The organism is Brevibacillus sp. 7WMA2, from assembly GCF_010748895.1.
GTDB classification, from domain to species: domain Bacteria; phylum Bacillota; class Bacilli; order Brevibacillales; family Brevibacillaceae; genus Brevibacillus_B; species Brevibacillus_B halotolerans.
In genome coordinates, this window is sequence record NZ_CP048799.1 from 3,765,412 (window position 1) to 3,781,676 (window position 16,265).

Sequence of the window (16,265 nt, forward strand, 5' to 3'; positions counted from 1 at the left end):
TCCTCCTTTACAATTCTGTGTCTATAACATCTTTTAACAATCGTACAGCGTCAGGTATGGCAATATCTTTCATCTGAGTAGCGGCTCCATTTAAATGACCGCCTCCACCCATTTTTTCCATGATGGACTGTACATTTATATCGCCTAAGGAACGGGCACTTATTAAAACTACTTCATCAGCTCGCATAGCAATGACAAACGAAGCCTGAACTCCCTCAAGTGTTAATAGAGCCTCTGCTGCTTGTGCTACCTGTACCTGAGTGTAGGTTTCCTTAGGATCACCCACAGCGATTGCCATCTTGTCACGATACACCTCTGTATTCATAACTACGCGTGCGCGTTTGACAAACTGTTGGATATCCTCTTTCAAGAAACGCTGCACCATTGCAGTATCGGCACCATTCCTCCGCAAGAAGGAGGCTGCCTCAAAGGTACGTGAACCTGTACGGAATGCAAAGCTTTTGGTATCAACTACAATCCCGGCTAATAGCCCTGTAGCAGTCACGCTATCTAGGCTAACACGATCAGTCTGGTACTGTAGAAGCTCCGTAACTAGCTCTGCTGTAGAGGAAGCGTATGGCTCCAAATACAACAGAACTGGATCATTAATAAATTCCTCAGAACGGCGATGGTGATCAATAACCACAATGCGGCTGGTTTCTTGCAACAGACGGGATTCAACCACAAGTGACGGACGATGTGTATCTACAATCACTAATAAAGTTCTTGAAGATACAATCTGTAGGGCTTGATCTGGTGAAATGAATGCTTCCGCTAGCGTGGATTGATTCACTTCCTTCATAAGTCGTTCAATCGCTGGATTTACCTCGTCCAACACAATAAAGCCTGGTTTGTTGTGTATTTGTACGGTTTTTATCACACCAAGACAAGCACCGATAGAATCCATATCGGCATTCTTATGTCCCATGACAATAACTTGCTCAGCTTCGTGGATTAAATCACGTAGCGCATGAGCAATAACTCGCGCACGAACACGCGTCCGTTTTTCAACGGCATTCGACTTGCCACCATAGAAGGTTAATTTATTTCCAACCTTCACCGCTGCTTGGTCACCACCGCGTCCAAGAGCAATATCTAGACTGGACTGAGCATTTTTGCCCACTTCCACTAGGCTTGGCATTGCTGCACCTACCCCAATGGATAACGTAATAGGAATCTTGTTGTCAGCCGTCATTTCGCGCACGACATCCAAGATATCAAAACGTGTTTCTTCTAACCGATCCAAGGTAGCGCGATCCATAACCGCTAAAAACTTATCAGAACTCATGCGACGAAGTAAAATCCCATGCTTCTGTGCCCATTCGAGTATCACACCAGATACACTGGTCGTAAGTAATGTACGGCTTTGGTCATCCATTACCTGACTCAGTTCATCAAGGTTATCGAGATGAATGATACCCACAATGGTTTTTTCTTGCTGATACCGAATTGCTAGCTCTTTATATTCGGTTACATCGGTAAAATACAGCAAACGTTCCTCGGGGCGAATTAAAACCTCATAAATCCGCTCGCCAAAGGTGAAATCAAGCTTTTTCTGTTCTGCTTTCCATTCAAGAGCAGGAAATAGTTCCGCTAGTTCTTTTCCGATCAAATTCTCCATATTGGTCATTTGTTGCATATAAGGATTCGTCCACTCAACCTCTCGATCCTCATTAAACAGCAGTATCCCAATCGGCATTTCCTGCAATACGCCTTCACTTGCCTTCTTAACTCGATGATTAATAGTGGCAATATACATTTTTAAGTCTTGCTGAAATCTCTTTTCAATTTGAAGCGTGGCTAATATGAGACCGATAATGCACACTATCCCTATCGCGCCATATATCCAGTGATATAACGTTAAGATGGCGACAAGCACTAAGCTAAAACTTAAAGCTAAAACCATATGTAAGCCATACCAACGTTTAAACAGGAACTTGGGCATTTACTCAGCTCCTCTTCACTTTCTACTCTCAAGTCTAGTACGTAATCGTATGCCCAAATCAAGCAATCCCACGAATCCTAATACGGTAGTCAACAATAATACTACCCCGCCTATATTAAGTATAGTAGCTAGGATGAGAAAAATAAATACTCCAGCAAAGACATATGGAAAACGCCATTTGCTCTTATATTTATCAACAACGAATGCAACAAACCCTACTCCCTGAATAAAAAACAGGAATTGCAGTGCATAAAACAAGTTAAATAACAAAGAACTAGTCGTTGTTTGACCCATTGTATTCCTATTGAAGAACATAAACAGCAACGTAACCACATAAAAAAACAGAAGTGATCTCGGTAATTGCCATTGTCGTATAGGTGGCAAAGCTGGAATTTGAATGGACAGTCTTTTACTGATCAGCCGTGCCATCCAATGAATGAACGTGGTAGATACAAAGCTACCAAACATAATGATAAACGGCAACAGCATGGTCAACATCTCAAATATGTCAATTAAAAATTTTTTCCATGCCTCTACGGTAAACTCTGGAGGCCTTAACTCCAAAAGCTGCGGATTATTTAAAACTAATTCTTTTCCTTCATGGAATTGCTGAACAATATCAATGCCCATCAGCTTCGATGATACATACACTAAAAATACATAAGACAGCGCTTTAACAATAGAACCTGCAAAAATACTTGGAAATGCCCGATTGGTATTCCTATACGCAAAGCCCATCACCCAGCCCAGCAATACGGCAGATATCGCAAAAATAACACCAGCAATCGAGCTAATGATCAGCCCAAGTACAGCATATGCTATTGCTATGATAATCATTTGTTTGCCAGTACGTCTCATGGCTAAAATAATGAACGGAATAGGCAACAAGAAAGAGAATACGCCAGATAGAGGAGTTGCAAGGCTTACAAAGAGAAACACGCCTGCAATTCCCAGTAACAAAGCACTTTCTGCTAGTTGTTTTGTTCGATTAGGCAAACAGGAGCGACTCCCCTCTTATAAATATGGAAAAAGAGGGGCCACGCTCTGTGCCCCCCTTTGACTTTATTGATTCTATTCAGCCGTATATGGCAGCAACGCTACTTGACGAGCGCGTTTAATAGCGATTGTCAATCTACGTTGATATTTAGCAGAAGTACCAGTTACACGACGAGGTAAGATTTTACCACGCTCACTGATGAACTTCTTAAGAAGATCAATATCTTTATAATCGATCTTTTTAATCTTATTAACAGTAAAGTAGCAAACTTTACGGCGTTTATTAGGACGTCCTTTACGTGCCATGAGAGTCCCTCCTTTTCAAGTTATGATAGTTTACATACGATCTAGAACTTAACTAGAAAGGCAGATCATCATCTGAGATGTTAATCGGCTTTCCAGAATCGGCGAAGGGGTCATTAAATGAATCGTTATTACCTTTGGAAGCCGGACGCGTGCCACCATAGCTTGGACCAGGGTCATAGCCGGTGTTTCCTTCACTCGCTTCACGTGAGCTTAGGAATTGCACGTTATCTGCGACAACTTCTGTTACGTATACTCTTTTACCTTCTTTATTATCATAGCTTCTGGTTTGTAAACGACCTTCTACAGCAGCTTTTCTACCTTTACGAAGATAGTTTGCACATAGATCAGCCAATTGACGCCATGCTACAATATTGATAAAGTCCGTTTCTTTTTCGCCACCGGCTCCAGAATAAGGACGATTTATCGCCAAGGTAAAGGTCGTTACCGCAACACCATTGGGCGTATAACGCAATTCAGGGTCCTTGGTTAAGTTTCCAATTAGAATAACACGATTTAGCATAAGACTCCCTCCCCGCGACAACGATTACTGATCTTCTCTTACGAAAAGGAAACGAATAACGTCGTCGTTAATTTTCATCAAACGCTCAGTTTCAGAAACAACCTCAGCGTTAGCTTTAAAGTTCATCAAAACGTAGAAACCATCCTTGAACTTTTGGATTTCATAAGCAAGACGACGCTTACCCATTTCTTGAAGCTTGGTGATTTCTCCACCATTGTTAGTAACGATTTCGCTATAACGAGCTACATTCGCTTTCACTTTCTCTTCTTCAAGGTCTGGACGCAATACGTACATTACTTCATATTGACGCATACCTTCTTCACCTCCTTTTGGACTAGCGGCCCTTTAAAAAAGGGCAAGGAGCGAGTGCTAATGAAACCTACTAGAGGCACCCATTTCCATACTCGCATTTAAGCATTATAACAAACCATTAAAGACAAATCAAGAGATTACACGTTGAAACGGAAATGAATAACGTCGCCATCTTTTACCACGTATTCTTTACCTTCCAAGCGGTATTTCCCTTTTTCACGAGCAGCATTCACATTGCCCGCCGCTACCAAATCATCATAAGCTACCACTTCGGCACGAATAAATCCACGCTCAAAGTCTGTATGAATAACACCAGCAGCCTGAGGAGCCTTGGTTTCGCGACGAACTGTCCATGCACGCACCTCTTGAACCCCAGCCGTGAAGTACGTAATCAAACCAAGCAAGGAATAAGCAGCTCGGATCAAGCGGTCAAGACCTGATTCTTGCAGTCCTAGCTCTTCTAGGAACATTTCCTTGTCTTCGCCTTCTAATTCAGCAATTTCGGATTCTACTTTTGCACTGATAATAACTACCTCAGCGCCTTCAGCTTCAGCATGCTTGCGAACTGCTTGCACATGCGGATTCTCATCAGCATTGTGGATGCCGTCTTCCGCTACATTACAAACATACAGCATTGGTTTAATGGTTAACAGGTGCAGGTCACGAATGATTTTAAGCTCATCTTCTGTTAGCTCAACACCACGTGCTGCTTGACCTTCTTCAAAAGCGGCCTTTAGTTTTTCTAATACCTCAAGCTCTACCTTTGCCTCTTTATCACCTGATTTCGCTTTACGCCCCATACGATCAATACGGCGAGTAACGGAATCTAAATCAGCAAATACCAATTCCAGGTTAATGGTTTCGATATCGCTTAGAGGGTCTACTTTACCTGCAACGTGTACAATGTTCTGATCTTCAAAGCAACGTACCACCTGTGCAATCGCATCTACTTCACGAATATGGGCCAAAAATTGGTTCCCCAATCCTTCCCCTTTGCTCGCTCCTTTAACCAAACCAGCGATATCCACGAATTCAAAAGCGGTAGGTACAACTTTGTTTGGAACAACGATCTCTGTTAATTTGTTTAGACGTGGATCAGGTACTTCTACGATACCCACGTTAGGATCAATGGTACAGAAAGGATAGTTTGCGGATTCTGCTCCCGCTTGCGTAATTGCATTAAATAGGGTAGATTTCCCAACATTCGGAAGACCTACAATTCCAACGCTCGAACCCATGTATATATACACTCCTTATTTTCCGAAATAGAACATGCTCTTTAGTATAAAGACTTACTGGTTATAATACAATCACACAGTTCCCAATCTTTAATAGAAATGGTTCCCACAACTTGACCTAAAATTTCTTTTTCATATTTGTTTCATATCTTATAAAAAGTCGTCGTTTTTAAATCAAGTTCAGCCTTAATTTTACAGTCAGTTATAATACCGCTTTTCCTTTTGGGATATAGAGTTTCAAATTTCATACAAAATATAGCGCCTATCTTGTCAATAAACTCATTGTTTCATTTCTTAATGCCTATTGCAATTTTATATCGCTTCCCTGACTGTATAGTTTTATTGTATGCAGTACATTTTGTTGCGTAAAAATTATATATATCCTATAAGGTTTAGGTATGGAGTAAATAAAAAAACGTAGATGCTGGCGCACCTACGATTCTATACAATAGGCTATCTCTCAATGGGATTGACTAGCATAGGGTAAGATCGTCAGACTTTGGAAGGCTTAATGGCGGTCTTACTTTTTGGGGCCGGGGGAACGGTGACTCTTGTCACGACTAATCCCGGTAAGCTCACAAGGAAGCTACCAAACTGGAACAATAGAGAAGGAGTTTCGTGAGTTATTGCTATGTGCTCTTTTTATTTTCTAGGAGGTTTGCCATGAGGATCTCTAAAGTCTGTAACGACGATACTATTACCAAAATAATTGGTTACTAGAGTGGCGGTGAAATTGACTGTACTGAACGTTCCAATTTCTTTAAATTTATACACCTTAGCATTATTCCAGGTCCAAATTTCCCCTTGTTTTTTGGGAGGAATTTTCACGGTAAATGTATCTTTATAGGTGAATTTTTCAGACCATTTCTTTCCTACCTCTGCCTTAAAAATCTTTTCAAAGTCCCCGCCCACAGTTATTGACGTTTCGGAGAATGCATCTCTCTCCACTGTACGTTCCCATTCAAAATCCTTTTTTGTCCTATTTTCTGTATAGTCCACTCGATAATCGTATTTCATAGGTCCAACGTAATCAACATATTCATAAGTATCAAAAAGAGCTGGCTGGATACCTTTTCTTTTTTCACTGTCTTTAGCAGTTTGATCCTTGATGGCGGATTCTTTTTTAAATCCATTCTGTTCCATAAATTTTTGGGCCTTATCAGGATCAGCGATGTAAATAACAGGTACTCTTTCGCCTTTTTCACTTGTGATGTATTCAATTTTGTCTGGGACAATGCTGCTTTCGCTCAACGTAGCCGGTAACTCATTGGCTTGGACATTATTCCCCATCCAAGGCATTGAAATTCCAATTGTTAATGCTGCCACTAATGATAAACTTACTAGCTTTTTCACAATACTAATTCCTCCATTATTGTAAAATTTAAGTATTTTTATATTAGCATACAATAATTGGATATTCCATATCATTTGTAGTATTTTAAATATATTCCGTATTTAGGAGGGATTCAGATTTTATGTTTAAGATAGGGGTTGCTTTTCTTTTTGGAGCGTTTTTTCAGTTATTTTTGGCGATGGTTTGGGGTGAATGGTTCGCGTTAGAAGAATATAAATTTACTAAAGGATACTACAAACACCCTTTAGATTCTTTCTATACGCTTTTCTATTGGGAATTAGCAATAAGTGCGGTAATAATTCTGCTCTCTTTTTTTATCAAAAAGGAGCCAAAGTAATAAGGTGCTACGAACTGTAAATCGACGTAATTTTTTATAACGAAGATCGCCATAACGATATCGTAGGCGGTCTTTTTTTTATTCATCCCAAATTGGATTAATAGTCTATTTCCTGTAAGCTATTTATAGAAAAAAACCTTTATTATTAGGAGTTTGCTTCGTTTTCTTTACGAGATGTTTTATTTACGAGATGTTTCCTTTACAAGACATTTGCCAGTCCTACAATTCCAACTCTCGAACCTACGTATACATCTACTCCTTATCAAAGCAATAAAAAAGAAAACCCAGCTTACCTAGGTTTTCTTCTTAGCTTCCTTCAGCAATCCTTCCAATTCATCTAGTCTCTCTTCAAATACCTTCATCGCATCCTCTATTGGTTTAGCTGTGGTCATATCTACCCCCGCCTCCTTCAAAACAGTAAGCGGCGGCTTAGAGCTGCCCAATGAAAGTAACGTCTTGATAAAACGTTCAGCTTCTGGTTTCCCGCCCTCTTCTACTTGTTTCGCAAGAGCTACGGATGCCGCAAAGCTTGTAGCATATTGATAGACATAAAAGTTATAAAAAAAATGAGGGACGCGGGCCCATTCCATGGCGATCTCCTGATCCATAACTACCTGCTTGCCATAATATTTTTTATTGATATCCAGATACATTTTCTTAAGGGAGTCCGCTTGTAGTGCTTCACCGCGTTGATCAGCTTCATACATGGCTTTCTCAAATTCGGCAAATTGAGTTTGACGAAATAAGGTGGTACGGAAATTTTCTAAGTTTTGCACGAGTAATGCCATTTTCTCTTTATTTGTCTTTGCCTTTTTATATTGGCTCGTAAATAGTAGATTTTCATTCATAGTGGAAGCAACCTCGGCCGTGAAAATCGGATAACCCGAAGTTATATAAGGCTGTGCCTTGTTTGTGTAATACGATTGCATAGCATGTCCCAATTCATGGGCAATAGTTGAGACATCTCCTTTTAAGCCTTGATAATTTAATAAAACATAAGGATGGGTATCGTAAGCCCCCCATTGGTAAGCCCCTGTTCTTTTATCAGGTGTAGAATATACATCTATCCATCGATTATCCAACGCTTTTTTAATCACAGATACATACTCCTCACCAAGTGGTGCAAGCCCGTTTATAACCAAGTCCTTTGCTTGTTCATAGGGGATATAATCATTTTTTTGATCTACAAGGGGTACATATAAGTCATACATATGAAGCTCTGGTAATGAAAGCATCTCTTTACGTAGCCTAAGATAACGCTCCAAGAGCGGTATGTTCTTATTCACAGTGGAAATGAGTTGATCGTATACCTCTACAGGCACCTGATTTGGTGTAAGACTAGCTTCCAAAGCATTCTTATACTTTCTACTTGATGCATATAGGTTATTTGCTTTAATTTGTCCTGCCAGCGTCTGAGCCAAGGTATCCTGATATTTCTCTAGTGTCCGATACATGGCTTGATAGGCGGATTTTCTTACTTGCCGATCCTTGCTTTCCAAATAAGTGGCATAGTTTGTTCTGGTTAACGGCACCATCTTACCTGTTTCATCTTTTATCAGAGGCAGTGGGATGTCTTTGGAAATCATCTTATAAATATTTTCTGGCGTTCCCCCCAACGAAGAAAAGGAAGCCAACAATTGCTCCTGTTCTCTTGGGAGCATGTGCTGTTTTACACGTATTGTTTCTTGAATAAATGGTTTATAAGGGGCTAATTCTGGTGCCTGTAAAAACTGTTTCATCTTTTGATCGGGAATAGAAACAAGCTCTGGACCTACCCAAGAGGTTCGTTCCTTAACATATACTCGGATTTTTTCGGCTTGGTTGACAATTGCCTGAGCACTTGGATTAGCCGTTTGTATATCAAAATTCAATGTAGCATACACATTCACCTTATCGAGTAACCGCATCAATTGACTATACGCTTCCATCCCTTGAGCAAGCGCCTTTGCTGATTTCCCCCATTTGCCCTGCTGAGTTGCAAAAGCGTCGGCTAATCGCTTTGTCTCCTGCTTATCTTTTTCCCACGCTGATACATTTGGATAAATATCTGATAAATTCCATGTAAAAATGGTTGGAATTTCTTTGCGATTTTGATATGATGTTCGTTGTGTCTCTTTGTTACCCACTTGTGGATAGGCAAAGGAAATAGACATGAAGCTGCTGTGGATAAAAAATGTGCATGCAACAACTGCCCATACCAGATTTTTTCCTTTGAGAAAAATCATAGCAACTTGCTCCTTTCTACTAACGTAACAGTTCCATCATCATTTCTAAACAGGCTAGATTCGTTATTTTTTATGTAAGAAAATTGGATGGGATCGTGTTCATCTCTTTTATTGTGATAAATTGTCACAAAATTATTCAATTCTATCCTGGATAAGCCTGTGGATATCTTTGTGGATAGTTTTTTCAAAAAAAGTTATACACAAGTGAAAGCCTTGCTATATATGGGTTTTCACTTTTTGGGTTATCCACATTTTTTTATTTATTTTTGTGGAAAGTTTTTTCTATACACAAAAAGATGCCCCTATAACCGAGGCATCTTTTTTGCATTCAGCATCTCTACAGCTATTCTTCTACGGACTCTTTTGGCGCTGCTGGCACCAATACTTTTTTCATCTTCTTTTCAAATTCCAATCTCGGAATCATCACACTGTGATCGCATCCCGTACATTTAATTCGAATATCCATCCCCATACGAATAATCTTCCATGCATTTGTGCCGCATGGATGCTGTTTTTTCATCTGGACAATATCCCCCAGATCAAATTGCTTTCTTTCCATGAATTCACCCACCTGGATTTATCACTTTATTATCTTTTCCCATCATAACAGTTTTAGGGTATGGGATTTCAATACCTCTACGAACAAATTCTTGTTTAATTCGTGCTCTCATCTTACGCATAATACCAAAATGCGTATTAGGCTTACACTCTGCTGTCACACGAATAATGACCTCTGACGGTCCCAACGCTTGAACACCCAATACCTGTGGTTGATTGACAATATCCTCTTCTTCTTTCCCCATTTTCTCTACGACTTCCTTTAAAACCTCTTCTACATGTGTCAAATCTTCCTCATAAGCGACAGACACATCAACAAAAGCCACTGAATTCTGAACCGAGAAATTAGTCACTTGATTAATCGTACCATTCGGAAAGATATGCACTTCTCCCGTCCAGCTTTTAATTTTGGAGATACGCAAACCAATAACCATGACGGTCCCTGTCACTCCATTGATCGTTACCATATCTCCTACAGCAAATTGATCTTCAAAAATAATGAAAAATCCTGTAATTACGTCTTTTACTAAGCTCTGCGCTCCAAAACCTACAGCAAGACTCAATACACCCGCACTTACTAATACCGGCTGCAAATCTAGTCCTACCTGTCTTAGTACCACCAATAGAGTAACGAAATAGATTGTGTATCTAGCCACATTTTTAACCAGTATGCGCATCGTATCTACTCGACGTCTGTCAAATTGAATCATACTTTTCTCTCGATTACTAAAAATGCGATCAACTGATTTTCCAATAATGGTTACTAAAATCCGGGCTAACACAATAATGAGAATAATCCCAATCAAAGCAAACCCTTTATCCACCCAAAAATCTGGATTTGATAGTACTCCATATACCTGATTCCACATCTTTTGAAATGCAGTCAAGTTAGCATTCAAGTCCTGTTGTATTTCCTCCAAGTCTCTTTAACCCCTTTCTTTTACAAACCTATCTCTACGTAAGTTCCATTTTCATAATGAAAAAATCCACGTATGACTACGTGCTGTGAAGTGATGATAGCCAGTGCGCGTTCAAATGATTCGCTGGGAAATTCAATAGATAGTGCACATCCAGCCGTAATTTCCTTAGGCGTCGGTCGGGTATCAATTTCGATATCCTCATATTCTAATAACATTTCTGCCCGTAATGCTTGCTGTGTTGAATCAAAAGCGATCAAGACGGTATTTTCCATCTTTGTGCCCTCTCCTTTTCCTCCAGCCTCTATCACACTTACTCACCAGCTTATTCGTAAAGCATTATCTATTTTACCCGGAGACGACTCTCTCTTCTACTTTCTCTTGCAGTTTTTAATCAATTTCTAATCTCAATCCCCCCCTCAGGTATAAAACATCCTAAATCTCCATATACTAGGAATACTTTTATTTCGTGGAGGTATCTATGAAACGATTTGAAGAGAATCGGGATGTTTCTTATCCTCCCTTTAGGGTTGACCACACGCATGAGTCAGCTACGAGACACTTGTCTGAGCATCTTTATGAACGCTTCCTCCAAAAGTCAGCAGATCAGGATCTAGTAGTCCTATGCATCGGAACAGATCGCTCTACCGGTGATGCCTTAGGTCCTTTGGTTGGCTCTCGACTACACACATATTTTCTTGACGATATTTTCGTATATGGGACACTTGAATCACCTGTGCATGCTGTTAATCTTGCGGATCAGATCGCGCTGATAACAGAAAAGCATCCTAATGCTCTCATCGTAGCCATTGATGCTTGTCTAGGGCAATACCAGCATGTAGGATATATTAACGTCGTTGATGGTCCAGTGAAACCAGGAGCTGGAGTAAAAAAAGAGTTACCCGCTGTTGGACACTTCCATATCACCGGAATTGTCAATGTAGGTGGCTTTATGGAGTATTTCGTCCTACAAAACACTCGGCTACATGTTGTAGTCAGTATGGCTGATATTATTGCCTCAGCTATTCACAAAGCATCATCTCAATTGTTTTCCCCGTTTGATTACACATATAAGGATATACCGTTTATACGAGACGGTAGTTGATAGTAAAAAAGGCGACCTCACACGCTAGTAAGGTTGCCTTTTTCATCTTCATCCTCTTTTATCCGACATAAAATGCCTCAGAAATCTCCCTGATTGCCGAAATCAGTCGTCTCACGTCATTTTCGTCGTTAAATACCCCAAAGCTGGCTCTCACAGCGCCTCTTTTTTCAGTACCAACTGTTTCATGGCCAAGCGGAGTGCAATGATAACCAGCCCTCACAGCGATTTGGTATTGTTGGTCTAAAATGAAGGCAATCTCAGAAGCATCTGCTCCCATTATATTAAACGCAACCAGCCCAACCCGTTCGATTGACAGGTCTGGTCCATATACCTCTACCCCGTCTATCTTCATTAATTCCTCAAGGGTCATTTTTGCTAATGCCCATTCCTGTTGATGAATTTTCTCAATCCCAGTTTCCAGGACGAACGATACACCGGCACCTAGCCCCGCAATACCAACCGTATTAGCTGTTCCGCTTTCATAGCGGTCTGGCCTGGTCGTTGGCTGCTCAATAGCCTCGGATTGGCTTCCGGTCCCACCATGTAGTAATGGTTCCAGACTAATCTCATCTCTGACAAATAAGCATCCTGTTCCTTGTGGTCCGTATAGCCCCTTATGCCCAGGAAAAGCTAACATATCAATCTTCATATCGGCAACATCTATAGGTAGAACACCTGCTGTCTGCGAAGCATCCACCAAGAAGGTAAGCCGATGATGCTCACACAATTCTCCAAGCTCCTTAATCGGTAAGATCATACCTGTTAGATTAGAAGCGTGGCTAACCACAAGCAATTTGGTCTCTTTCCGAAATGCTTGGGCAAAATCTTCAGCATAAAAGAACTGATCTTCACGCGGCCTGACATATGTAATTTCAATTCCAAGCTTCGCGCGCAAATATTCAAGTGGCCTGCGTACAGAATTGTGTTCAATCGATGAGGTTACTACATGATCCCCCGGCTGTAGGAAGCCTTTTATCGCCTGATTGAGTGCTTGAGTTGCATTTTGGTAAAAAAAGAGGTTATTCGGGTTCTCAATCCCGAACAACCTAGCAAGTTGTACACGCGTCCGAAACAACGCTTTACTGGCCTTCATCGCCAGTGCATGTCCTCCACGACCAGGATTGGCTGCGTAATCGTCTATTACTTCTATCATTGCTTCTTTTACCTGGGGTGGCTTTGGCCAAGAAGATGCGGCATTATCCAAATAAGTCACTGACATAGGAAAATCCCCTTTACTCTTCTATTTGCAAAATATCAAGAATGCGTTGCAGATCGTCATCGGAGTAAAATTCTATTTCTATCTTTCCCTTTTTATTCGTTTTATTGATTTGAACACCCGTTCCAAAACGATTCTGTAGACGTTGCTCCCATTGAACGTATACCTTTTCCTTTGTAACAGACTTTTTCTTTTTGGTTTCACGTGAAACATGCAGTTGTTTCACCGTTTCCTCCAATTGGCGTACCGTCCACTCGTACTTAATCACATCACGAGCCAGTTTCCATTGTAAATCTGCATCTTCTACAGGAATCAACGCTCTCGCATGTCCCATGGATAAGGAAGATGTAGCGACTAGCTCTTTTATTTTATCAGGCAACTGTAACAATCGCATGATATTGGTTACATGGGGACGACTTTTCCCTACTTTTTGTGCTAATTCCTCTTGGGTATAGGAACAATGCTCCATTAATTTAAAATATGCCTCGGCTTCTTCCATCGGATTTAAGTTTTCCCGCTGCAAATTTTCAATGAGAGCAAGCTCCATAATCTGTTGGTCTGTATAGCTTTTGATAACGACAGGGACTTTCTTTAAGCCTGCCAATTTAGCAGCACGCAGACGTCGTTCTCCCGCCACTAACTCATATCCTTTAATACTCTTTCGGACGATTAACGGCTGAATGATGCCATGAATCTTGATAGATTCCCCTAGTTCCTGCAAAGCTTTTGGTTCAAATTCTTTACGAGGCTGGTATGGATTGGGACGGATCTCACTGATTTCGACGTCTGTAACTTGCTCGCTCTCTTCAATCAAATTAGAGGTTATTAAGGCGCCTAACCCTTTTCCCAAGCGTTTACTCATATACCGACCACTTCCTTAGCCAATTCAGTATAAACTTCGGCCCCTCTCGAACGTGGATCATAGCTGATAATTGCTTGTCCATGCGATGGTGCTTCACTTAGTCGCACATTGCGTGGAATAATTGTTTGATACACTTTATCTTGGAAATATTTTTTTACCTCATCAATTACTTGAATGCCTAAATTCGTACGCGCATCTAGCATCGTTAACAATACTCCTTCAATAGCTAGATTAGCATTTAAATGCTTTTGAACTAATCGAACTGTATTTAAAAGCTGACTAAGCCCCTCAAGCGCATAATATTCACATTGAATGGGAATGATCACCGAGTCGGAGGCTGTCAGCGAATTGACTGTAAGAATCCCTAAAGACGGAGGGCAATCTATAATAACAAAATCATAGTTATCTTTCACGACCTCTAGTGCCTTTTTTAAGCGAATTTCTCGTGAAATGGTAGGTACTAGCTCTATTTCTGCACCTGCTAATTGTATCGTAGCAGGGATAATAGATAACCCCTCAATCTCAGTGGGCAGAGTTGTTTCAATTGGACTGATGTCATTAATTAGTACATCGTATACGCAATAACGTACATCGGCTTTATTAATACCAACACCACTTGTAGCATTCCCTTGTGGATCGATATCCACTAATAAAACCTTTTTGCCTATACTAGCCAAGCAAGCACTTAGATTCACAGCAGTGGTTGTTTTACCAACGCCGCCTTTCTGATTGGCTACTGCAATTACTTTCCCCAAAATCTCCACCTCATTTGTACATGTTACTTGTGAGAGCAGCTTGTCGTATTCCTGACGCTGTTCGCGCAAAATTAGCTGTTTGTAAGAACGATTTTGTTGATAAAGTACACATTTTAGATGATGCCCGTATTCCATATATACATAATCATACAGAAAAAGAAAGGCGGCTCATGCCGCTTTATGACTGAGGTTTTTGATTTTTAGGGATACGAATCGTAAATTGATAATATTCATCGTAATCCTCTTCATCGGTTTCCACAGGTAGCCCTGTTTGAATCACCATATCAATAGATTGACGCACAGTATTGATAGCAATGCGCGAATCACGTGAAAAGGCCTTAAATCTTCCCCGTTTTTCCTTCTCAGGCTTAGGATTGTCCATCATTTCTAATAATTGCTTCACTCTGGTTTCCGTTTGCTTCACATTAAGCTCCCGCAAAGAAATCTCTTCTAATAGCTTAATCTGTAGCTCTGCATCCTTTAACGGTATCAAAGCACGTGCGTGTCGCTCTGTAATTCGTCTTGCCATGAGAGCTTCCTGAATCTGTTGAGGCAAGTGTAAAAGCCGTAATTTATTAGCGATGGTCGATTGCCCTTTGCCCAATCGTTGCGCTAAGCTCTCCTGCGTTAGATTATGAAGGTCAATCAGTTTTTGATAAGCATAGGCCTCTTCAATGGCCGTTAATCCTTCACGTTGTAAATTCTCGATTAAAGCAATAGAAGCTGTCTGTGTATCATTAAAATCTTTTACAATAGCGGGTATCCGTTCCATACCGATTTTCTTTGATGCACGCCATCTGCGCTCTCCCGCAATGATCTCAAACTGGTTATTACGAACACGAACCACAATCGGTTGAATAATACCATGTGTCTTAATGGTTTGGCACAATTCTTCAATTTTCCCATCGTCAAACACAGTTCTAGGCTGATAAGGATTGGGGACAATCTCATCAACTGGGATTTGCTTAATCTCCTCGTTTTCCGCTTTATCCGAGAGACCAAACAAACGTGAAAATTGATTTTTTACTGTCATTCTGAAATCCCCCACTTCTTTACACACTGTTAGAAAAACTCTTGGTGGCCAATTCTTTATTGATGGCCAAAATTCAGCGATGATAGTGCCTTAGGTTTATCATTTCCCCAACATTTATCGCTTTACAAGCAAAGAGAGAAGAATATGAACATCTCTTCTCTGGCTTAAGGCTTTTGTTACTATACATTTCGCACAGGACGATGTCGGATAGAACCGGCACCTCTATGCTTCAAAGTATTCTTCATCATAAGCTTAAAGTCCTGCCGACGAAACAGATAATCTTTGTGTTTCACGTGAAACATGGCGATGTCTTATTTCTCTTCATTACGGCTTTTTCTCTTCCAGCTTGTTACCTTTGATACAAATATTTTCTCTTCTTTTTCTACTTCATCTCTTTCCGTTCGACCTCTCCGCCCTCTTCTACAGACACTGGAATTTGGTTTACATTGAGGGGTAACAAAATCTGGATGAAATATCTCTCTTTGTATAACGGCTATTTGGGCTAAAACTTTTCCTGTTTTCTTTTATTTTTATGTGAAAAATGGAGTCATTTATCCTTCCTATGCTCACATATAAAAAGAAGTTA

Annotated in this window: 18 protein-coding genes; 2 read left to right on the forward strand and 16 right to left on the reverse strand. The window is 40.5% G+C overall.

What is annotated here, in order from left to right; genetic code table 11:
* Positions 1-7: 7 nt before the first annotated feature.
* From GOP56_RS15790 to GOP56_RS15820, 8 genes are all read right to left on the reverse strand, one after another.
* Positions 8-1,945 carry a DHH family phosphoesterase gene (locus tag GOP56_RS15790; protein WP_163246033.1) on the reverse strand — a complete coding sequence of 646 codons (1,938 nt, stop codon included), beginning with the start codon at positions 1,943-1,945 and terminating at the stop codon, positions 8-10.
* A 15-nt stretch (positions 1,946-1,960) separates the two neighbouring features.
* Complete coding sequence (locus tag GOP56_RS15795) at positions 1,961-2,941, reverse strand: DUF2232 domain-containing protein (protein WP_163246034.1); 981 nt, start codon at positions 2,939-2,941, stop codon at positions 1,961-1,963.
* A gap of 75 nt (positions 2,942-3,016) precedes the next feature.
* Positions 3,017-3,247, reverse strand: a complete 231-nt coding sequence (gene rpsR / locus GOP56_RS15800) for a 30S ribosomal protein S18 (RefSeq protein ID WP_003334009.1) — start codon at positions 3,245-3,247, stop codon at positions 3,017-3,019.
* A gap of 52 nt (positions 3,248-3,299) precedes the next feature.
* Positions 3,300-3,767 (reverse strand): single-stranded DNA-binding protein, encoded by a 468-nt coding sequence (gene ssb / locus GOP56_RS15805; RefSeq protein ID WP_003334008.1) that lies wholly within the window; start codon positions 3,765-3,767, stop codon positions 3,300-3,302.
* A gap of 24 nt (positions 3,768-3,791) precedes the next feature.
* A complete protein-coding gene (gene rpsF / locus GOP56_RS15810) occupies positions 3,792-4,079 on the reverse strand; it encodes a 30S ribosomal protein S6 (RefSeq protein ID WP_003334007.1) in 288 nt (95 codons plus the stop codon).
* 137 nt (positions 4,080-4,216) lie between these two features.
* Positions 4,217-5,317: a redox-regulated ATPase YchF gene (ychF, locus tag GOP56_RS15815; protein WP_003344608.1), complete on the reverse strand. Its 1,101-nt coding sequence runs from the start codon at positions 5,315-5,317 to the stop codon at positions 4,217-4,219.
* A 492-nt stretch (positions 5,318-5,809) separates the two neighbouring features.
* Positions 5,810-5,920: a hypothetical protein gene (locus GOP56_RS24415; protein ID WP_371807972.1), complete on the reverse strand. Its 111-nt coding sequence runs from the start codon at positions 5,918-5,920 to the stop codon at positions 5,810-5,812.
* 39 nt (positions 5,921-5,959) lie between these two features.
* The gene (locus GOP56_RS15820; protein WP_022586018.1) at positions 5,960-6,670 is read right to left on the reverse strand and encodes a hypothetical protein; all 711 of its coding nucleotides are present in this window, start codon (positions 6,668-6,670) and stop codon (positions 5,960-5,962) included.
* Between the two features lie 122 nt (positions 6,671-6,792).
* On the opposite strand from GOP56_RS15820, the gene GOP56_RS15825 reads away from it, so the two are divergent.
* Positions 6,793-7,008: a hypothetical protein gene (locus GOP56_RS15825; protein WP_022586017.1), complete on the forward strand. Its 216-nt coding sequence runs from the start codon at positions 6,793-6,795 to the stop codon at positions 7,006-7,008.
* A 293-nt stretch (positions 7,009-7,301) separates the two neighbouring features.
* Here GOP56_RS15825 and pepF read toward each other — a convergent pair whose 3' ends face one another.
* The 4 genes from pepF to GOP56_RS15845 all read right to left on the reverse strand — a co-directional run bounded on the left by pepF (position 7,302) and on the right by GOP56_RS15845 (position 10,983).
* A complete protein-coding gene (gene pepF, locus GOP56_RS15830) occupies positions 7,302-9,233 on the reverse strand; it encodes an oligoendopeptidase F (protein WP_163246035.1) in 1,932 nt (643 codons plus the stop codon).
* Between the two features lie 343 nt (positions 9,234-9,576).
* Positions 9,577-9,792: a DUF951 domain-containing protein gene (locus GOP56_RS15835; RefSeq protein WP_163246036.1), complete on the reverse strand. Its 216-nt coding sequence runs from the start codon at positions 9,790-9,792 to the stop codon at positions 9,577-9,579.
* A 4-nt stretch (positions 9,793-9,796) separates the two neighbouring features.
* Positions 9,797-10,711: a mechanosensitive ion channel family protein gene (locus GOP56_RS15840; protein WP_022586015.1), complete on the reverse strand. Its 915-nt coding sequence runs from the start codon at positions 10,709-10,711 to the stop codon at positions 9,797-9,799.
* 20 nt (positions 10,712-10,731) lie between these two features.
* Positions 10,732-10,983, reverse strand: coding sequence for a putative Se/S carrier protein (locus GOP56_RS15845; protein ID WP_035318994.1), 252 nt, complete (start codon positions 10,981-10,983; stop codon positions 10,732-10,734).
* Positions 10,984-11,189: 206 nt separating this feature from the next.
* On the opposite strand from GOP56_RS15845, the gene yyaC reads away from it, so the two are divergent.
* Positions 11,190-11,813: a spore protease YyaC gene (gene yyaC / locus GOP56_RS15850; RefSeq protein WP_163246037.1), complete on the forward strand. Its 624-nt coding sequence runs from the start codon at positions 11,190-11,192 to the stop codon at positions 11,811-11,813.
* Positions 11,814-11,871: 58 nt separating this feature from the next.
* Here the strand turns inward: yyaC and GOP56_RS15855 are convergent, their stop codons facing one another.
* The 4 genes from GOP56_RS15855 to noc all read right to left on the reverse strand — a co-directional run bounded on the left by GOP56_RS15855 (position 11,872) and on the right by noc (position 15,679).
* A complete protein-coding gene (locus GOP56_RS15855; protein ID WP_163246038.1) occupies positions 11,872-13,032 on the reverse strand; it encodes an aminotransferase class V-fold PLP-dependent enzyme in 1,161 nt (386 codons plus the stop codon).
* A gap of 13 nt (positions 13,033-13,045) precedes the next feature.
* Positions 13,046-13,891: a ParB/RepB/Spo0J family partition protein gene (locus GOP56_RS15860; RefSeq protein WP_163246039.1), complete on the reverse strand. Its 846-nt coding sequence runs from the start codon at positions 13,889-13,891 to the stop codon at positions 13,046-13,048.
* The gene (locus GOP56_RS15865) at positions 13,888-14,646 is read right to left on the reverse strand and encodes a ParA family protein (RefSeq protein WP_003344627.1); all 759 of its coding nucleotides are present in this window, start codon (positions 14,644-14,646) and stop codon (positions 13,888-13,890) included. The genes GOP56_RS15860 and GOP56_RS15865 overlap by 4 nt, the downstream gene beginning before the upstream one ends.
* A 178-nt stretch (positions 14,647-14,824) precedes the next feature.
* The gene (noc, locus tag GOP56_RS15870) at positions 14,825-15,679 is read right to left on the reverse strand and encodes a nucleoid occlusion protein (protein WP_163246040.1); all 855 of its coding nucleotides are present in this window, start codon (positions 15,677-15,679) and stop codon (positions 14,825-14,827) included.
* Positions 15,680-16,265: the final 586 nt, after the last annotated feature.

Bases quoted from the DNA above. Each gene is read 5' to 3' on its own strand.
- ychF (WP_003344608.1), bottom strand. From the start codon at position 5,317: ATGGGTTCGAGCGTTGGAATTGTAGGTCTTCCGAATGTTGGGAAATCT.
- GOP56_RS15845 (WP_035318994.1), bottom strand. From the start codon at position 10,983: ATGGAAAATACCGTCTTGATCGCTTTTGATTCAACACAGCAAGCATTA.
- pepF (WP_163246035.1), bottom strand. From the start codon at position 9,233: ATGATTTTTCTCAAAGGAAAAAATCTGGTATGGGCAGTTGTTGCATGC.
- GOP56_RS15835 (WP_163246036.1), bottom strand. From the start codon at position 9,792: ATGGAAAGAAAGCAATTTGATCTGGGGGATATTGTCCAGATGAAAAAA.
- yyaC (WP_163246037.1), top strand. From the start codon at position 11,190: ATGAAACGATTTGAAGAGAATCGGGATGTTTCTTATCCTCCCTTTAGG.
- GOP56_RS15855 (WP_163246038.1), bottom strand. From the start codon at position 13,032: ATGTCAGTGACTTATTTGGATAATGCCGCATCTTCTTGGCCAAAGCCA.
- GOP56_RS15860 (WP_163246039.1), bottom strand. From the start codon at position 13,891: ATGAGTAAACGCTTGGGAAAAGGGTTAGGCGCCTTAATAACCTCTAAT.
- ssb (WP_003334008.1), bottom strand. From the start codon at position 3,767: ATGCTAAATCGTGTTATTCTAATTGGAAACTTAACCAAGGACCCTGAA.
- rpsR (WP_003334009.1), bottom strand. From the start codon at position 3,247: ATGGCACGTAAAGGACGTCCTAATAAACGCCGTAAAGTTTGCTACTTT.
- GOP56_RS15825 (WP_022586017.1), top strand. From the start codon at position 6,793: ATGTTTAAGATAGGGGTTGCTTTTCTTTTTGGAGCGTTTTTTCAGTTA.
- rpsF (WP_003334007.1), bottom strand. From the start codon at position 4,079: ATGCGTCAATATGAAGTAATGTACGTATTGCGTCCAGACCTTGAAGAA.
- noc (WP_163246040.1), bottom strand. From the start codon at position 15,679: ATGACAGTAAAAAATCAATTTTCACGTTTGTTTGGTCTCTCGGATAAA.
- GOP56_RS15790 (WP_163246033.1), bottom strand. From the start codon at position 1,945: ATGCCCAAGTTCCTGTTTAAACGTTGGTATGGCTTACATATGGTTTTA.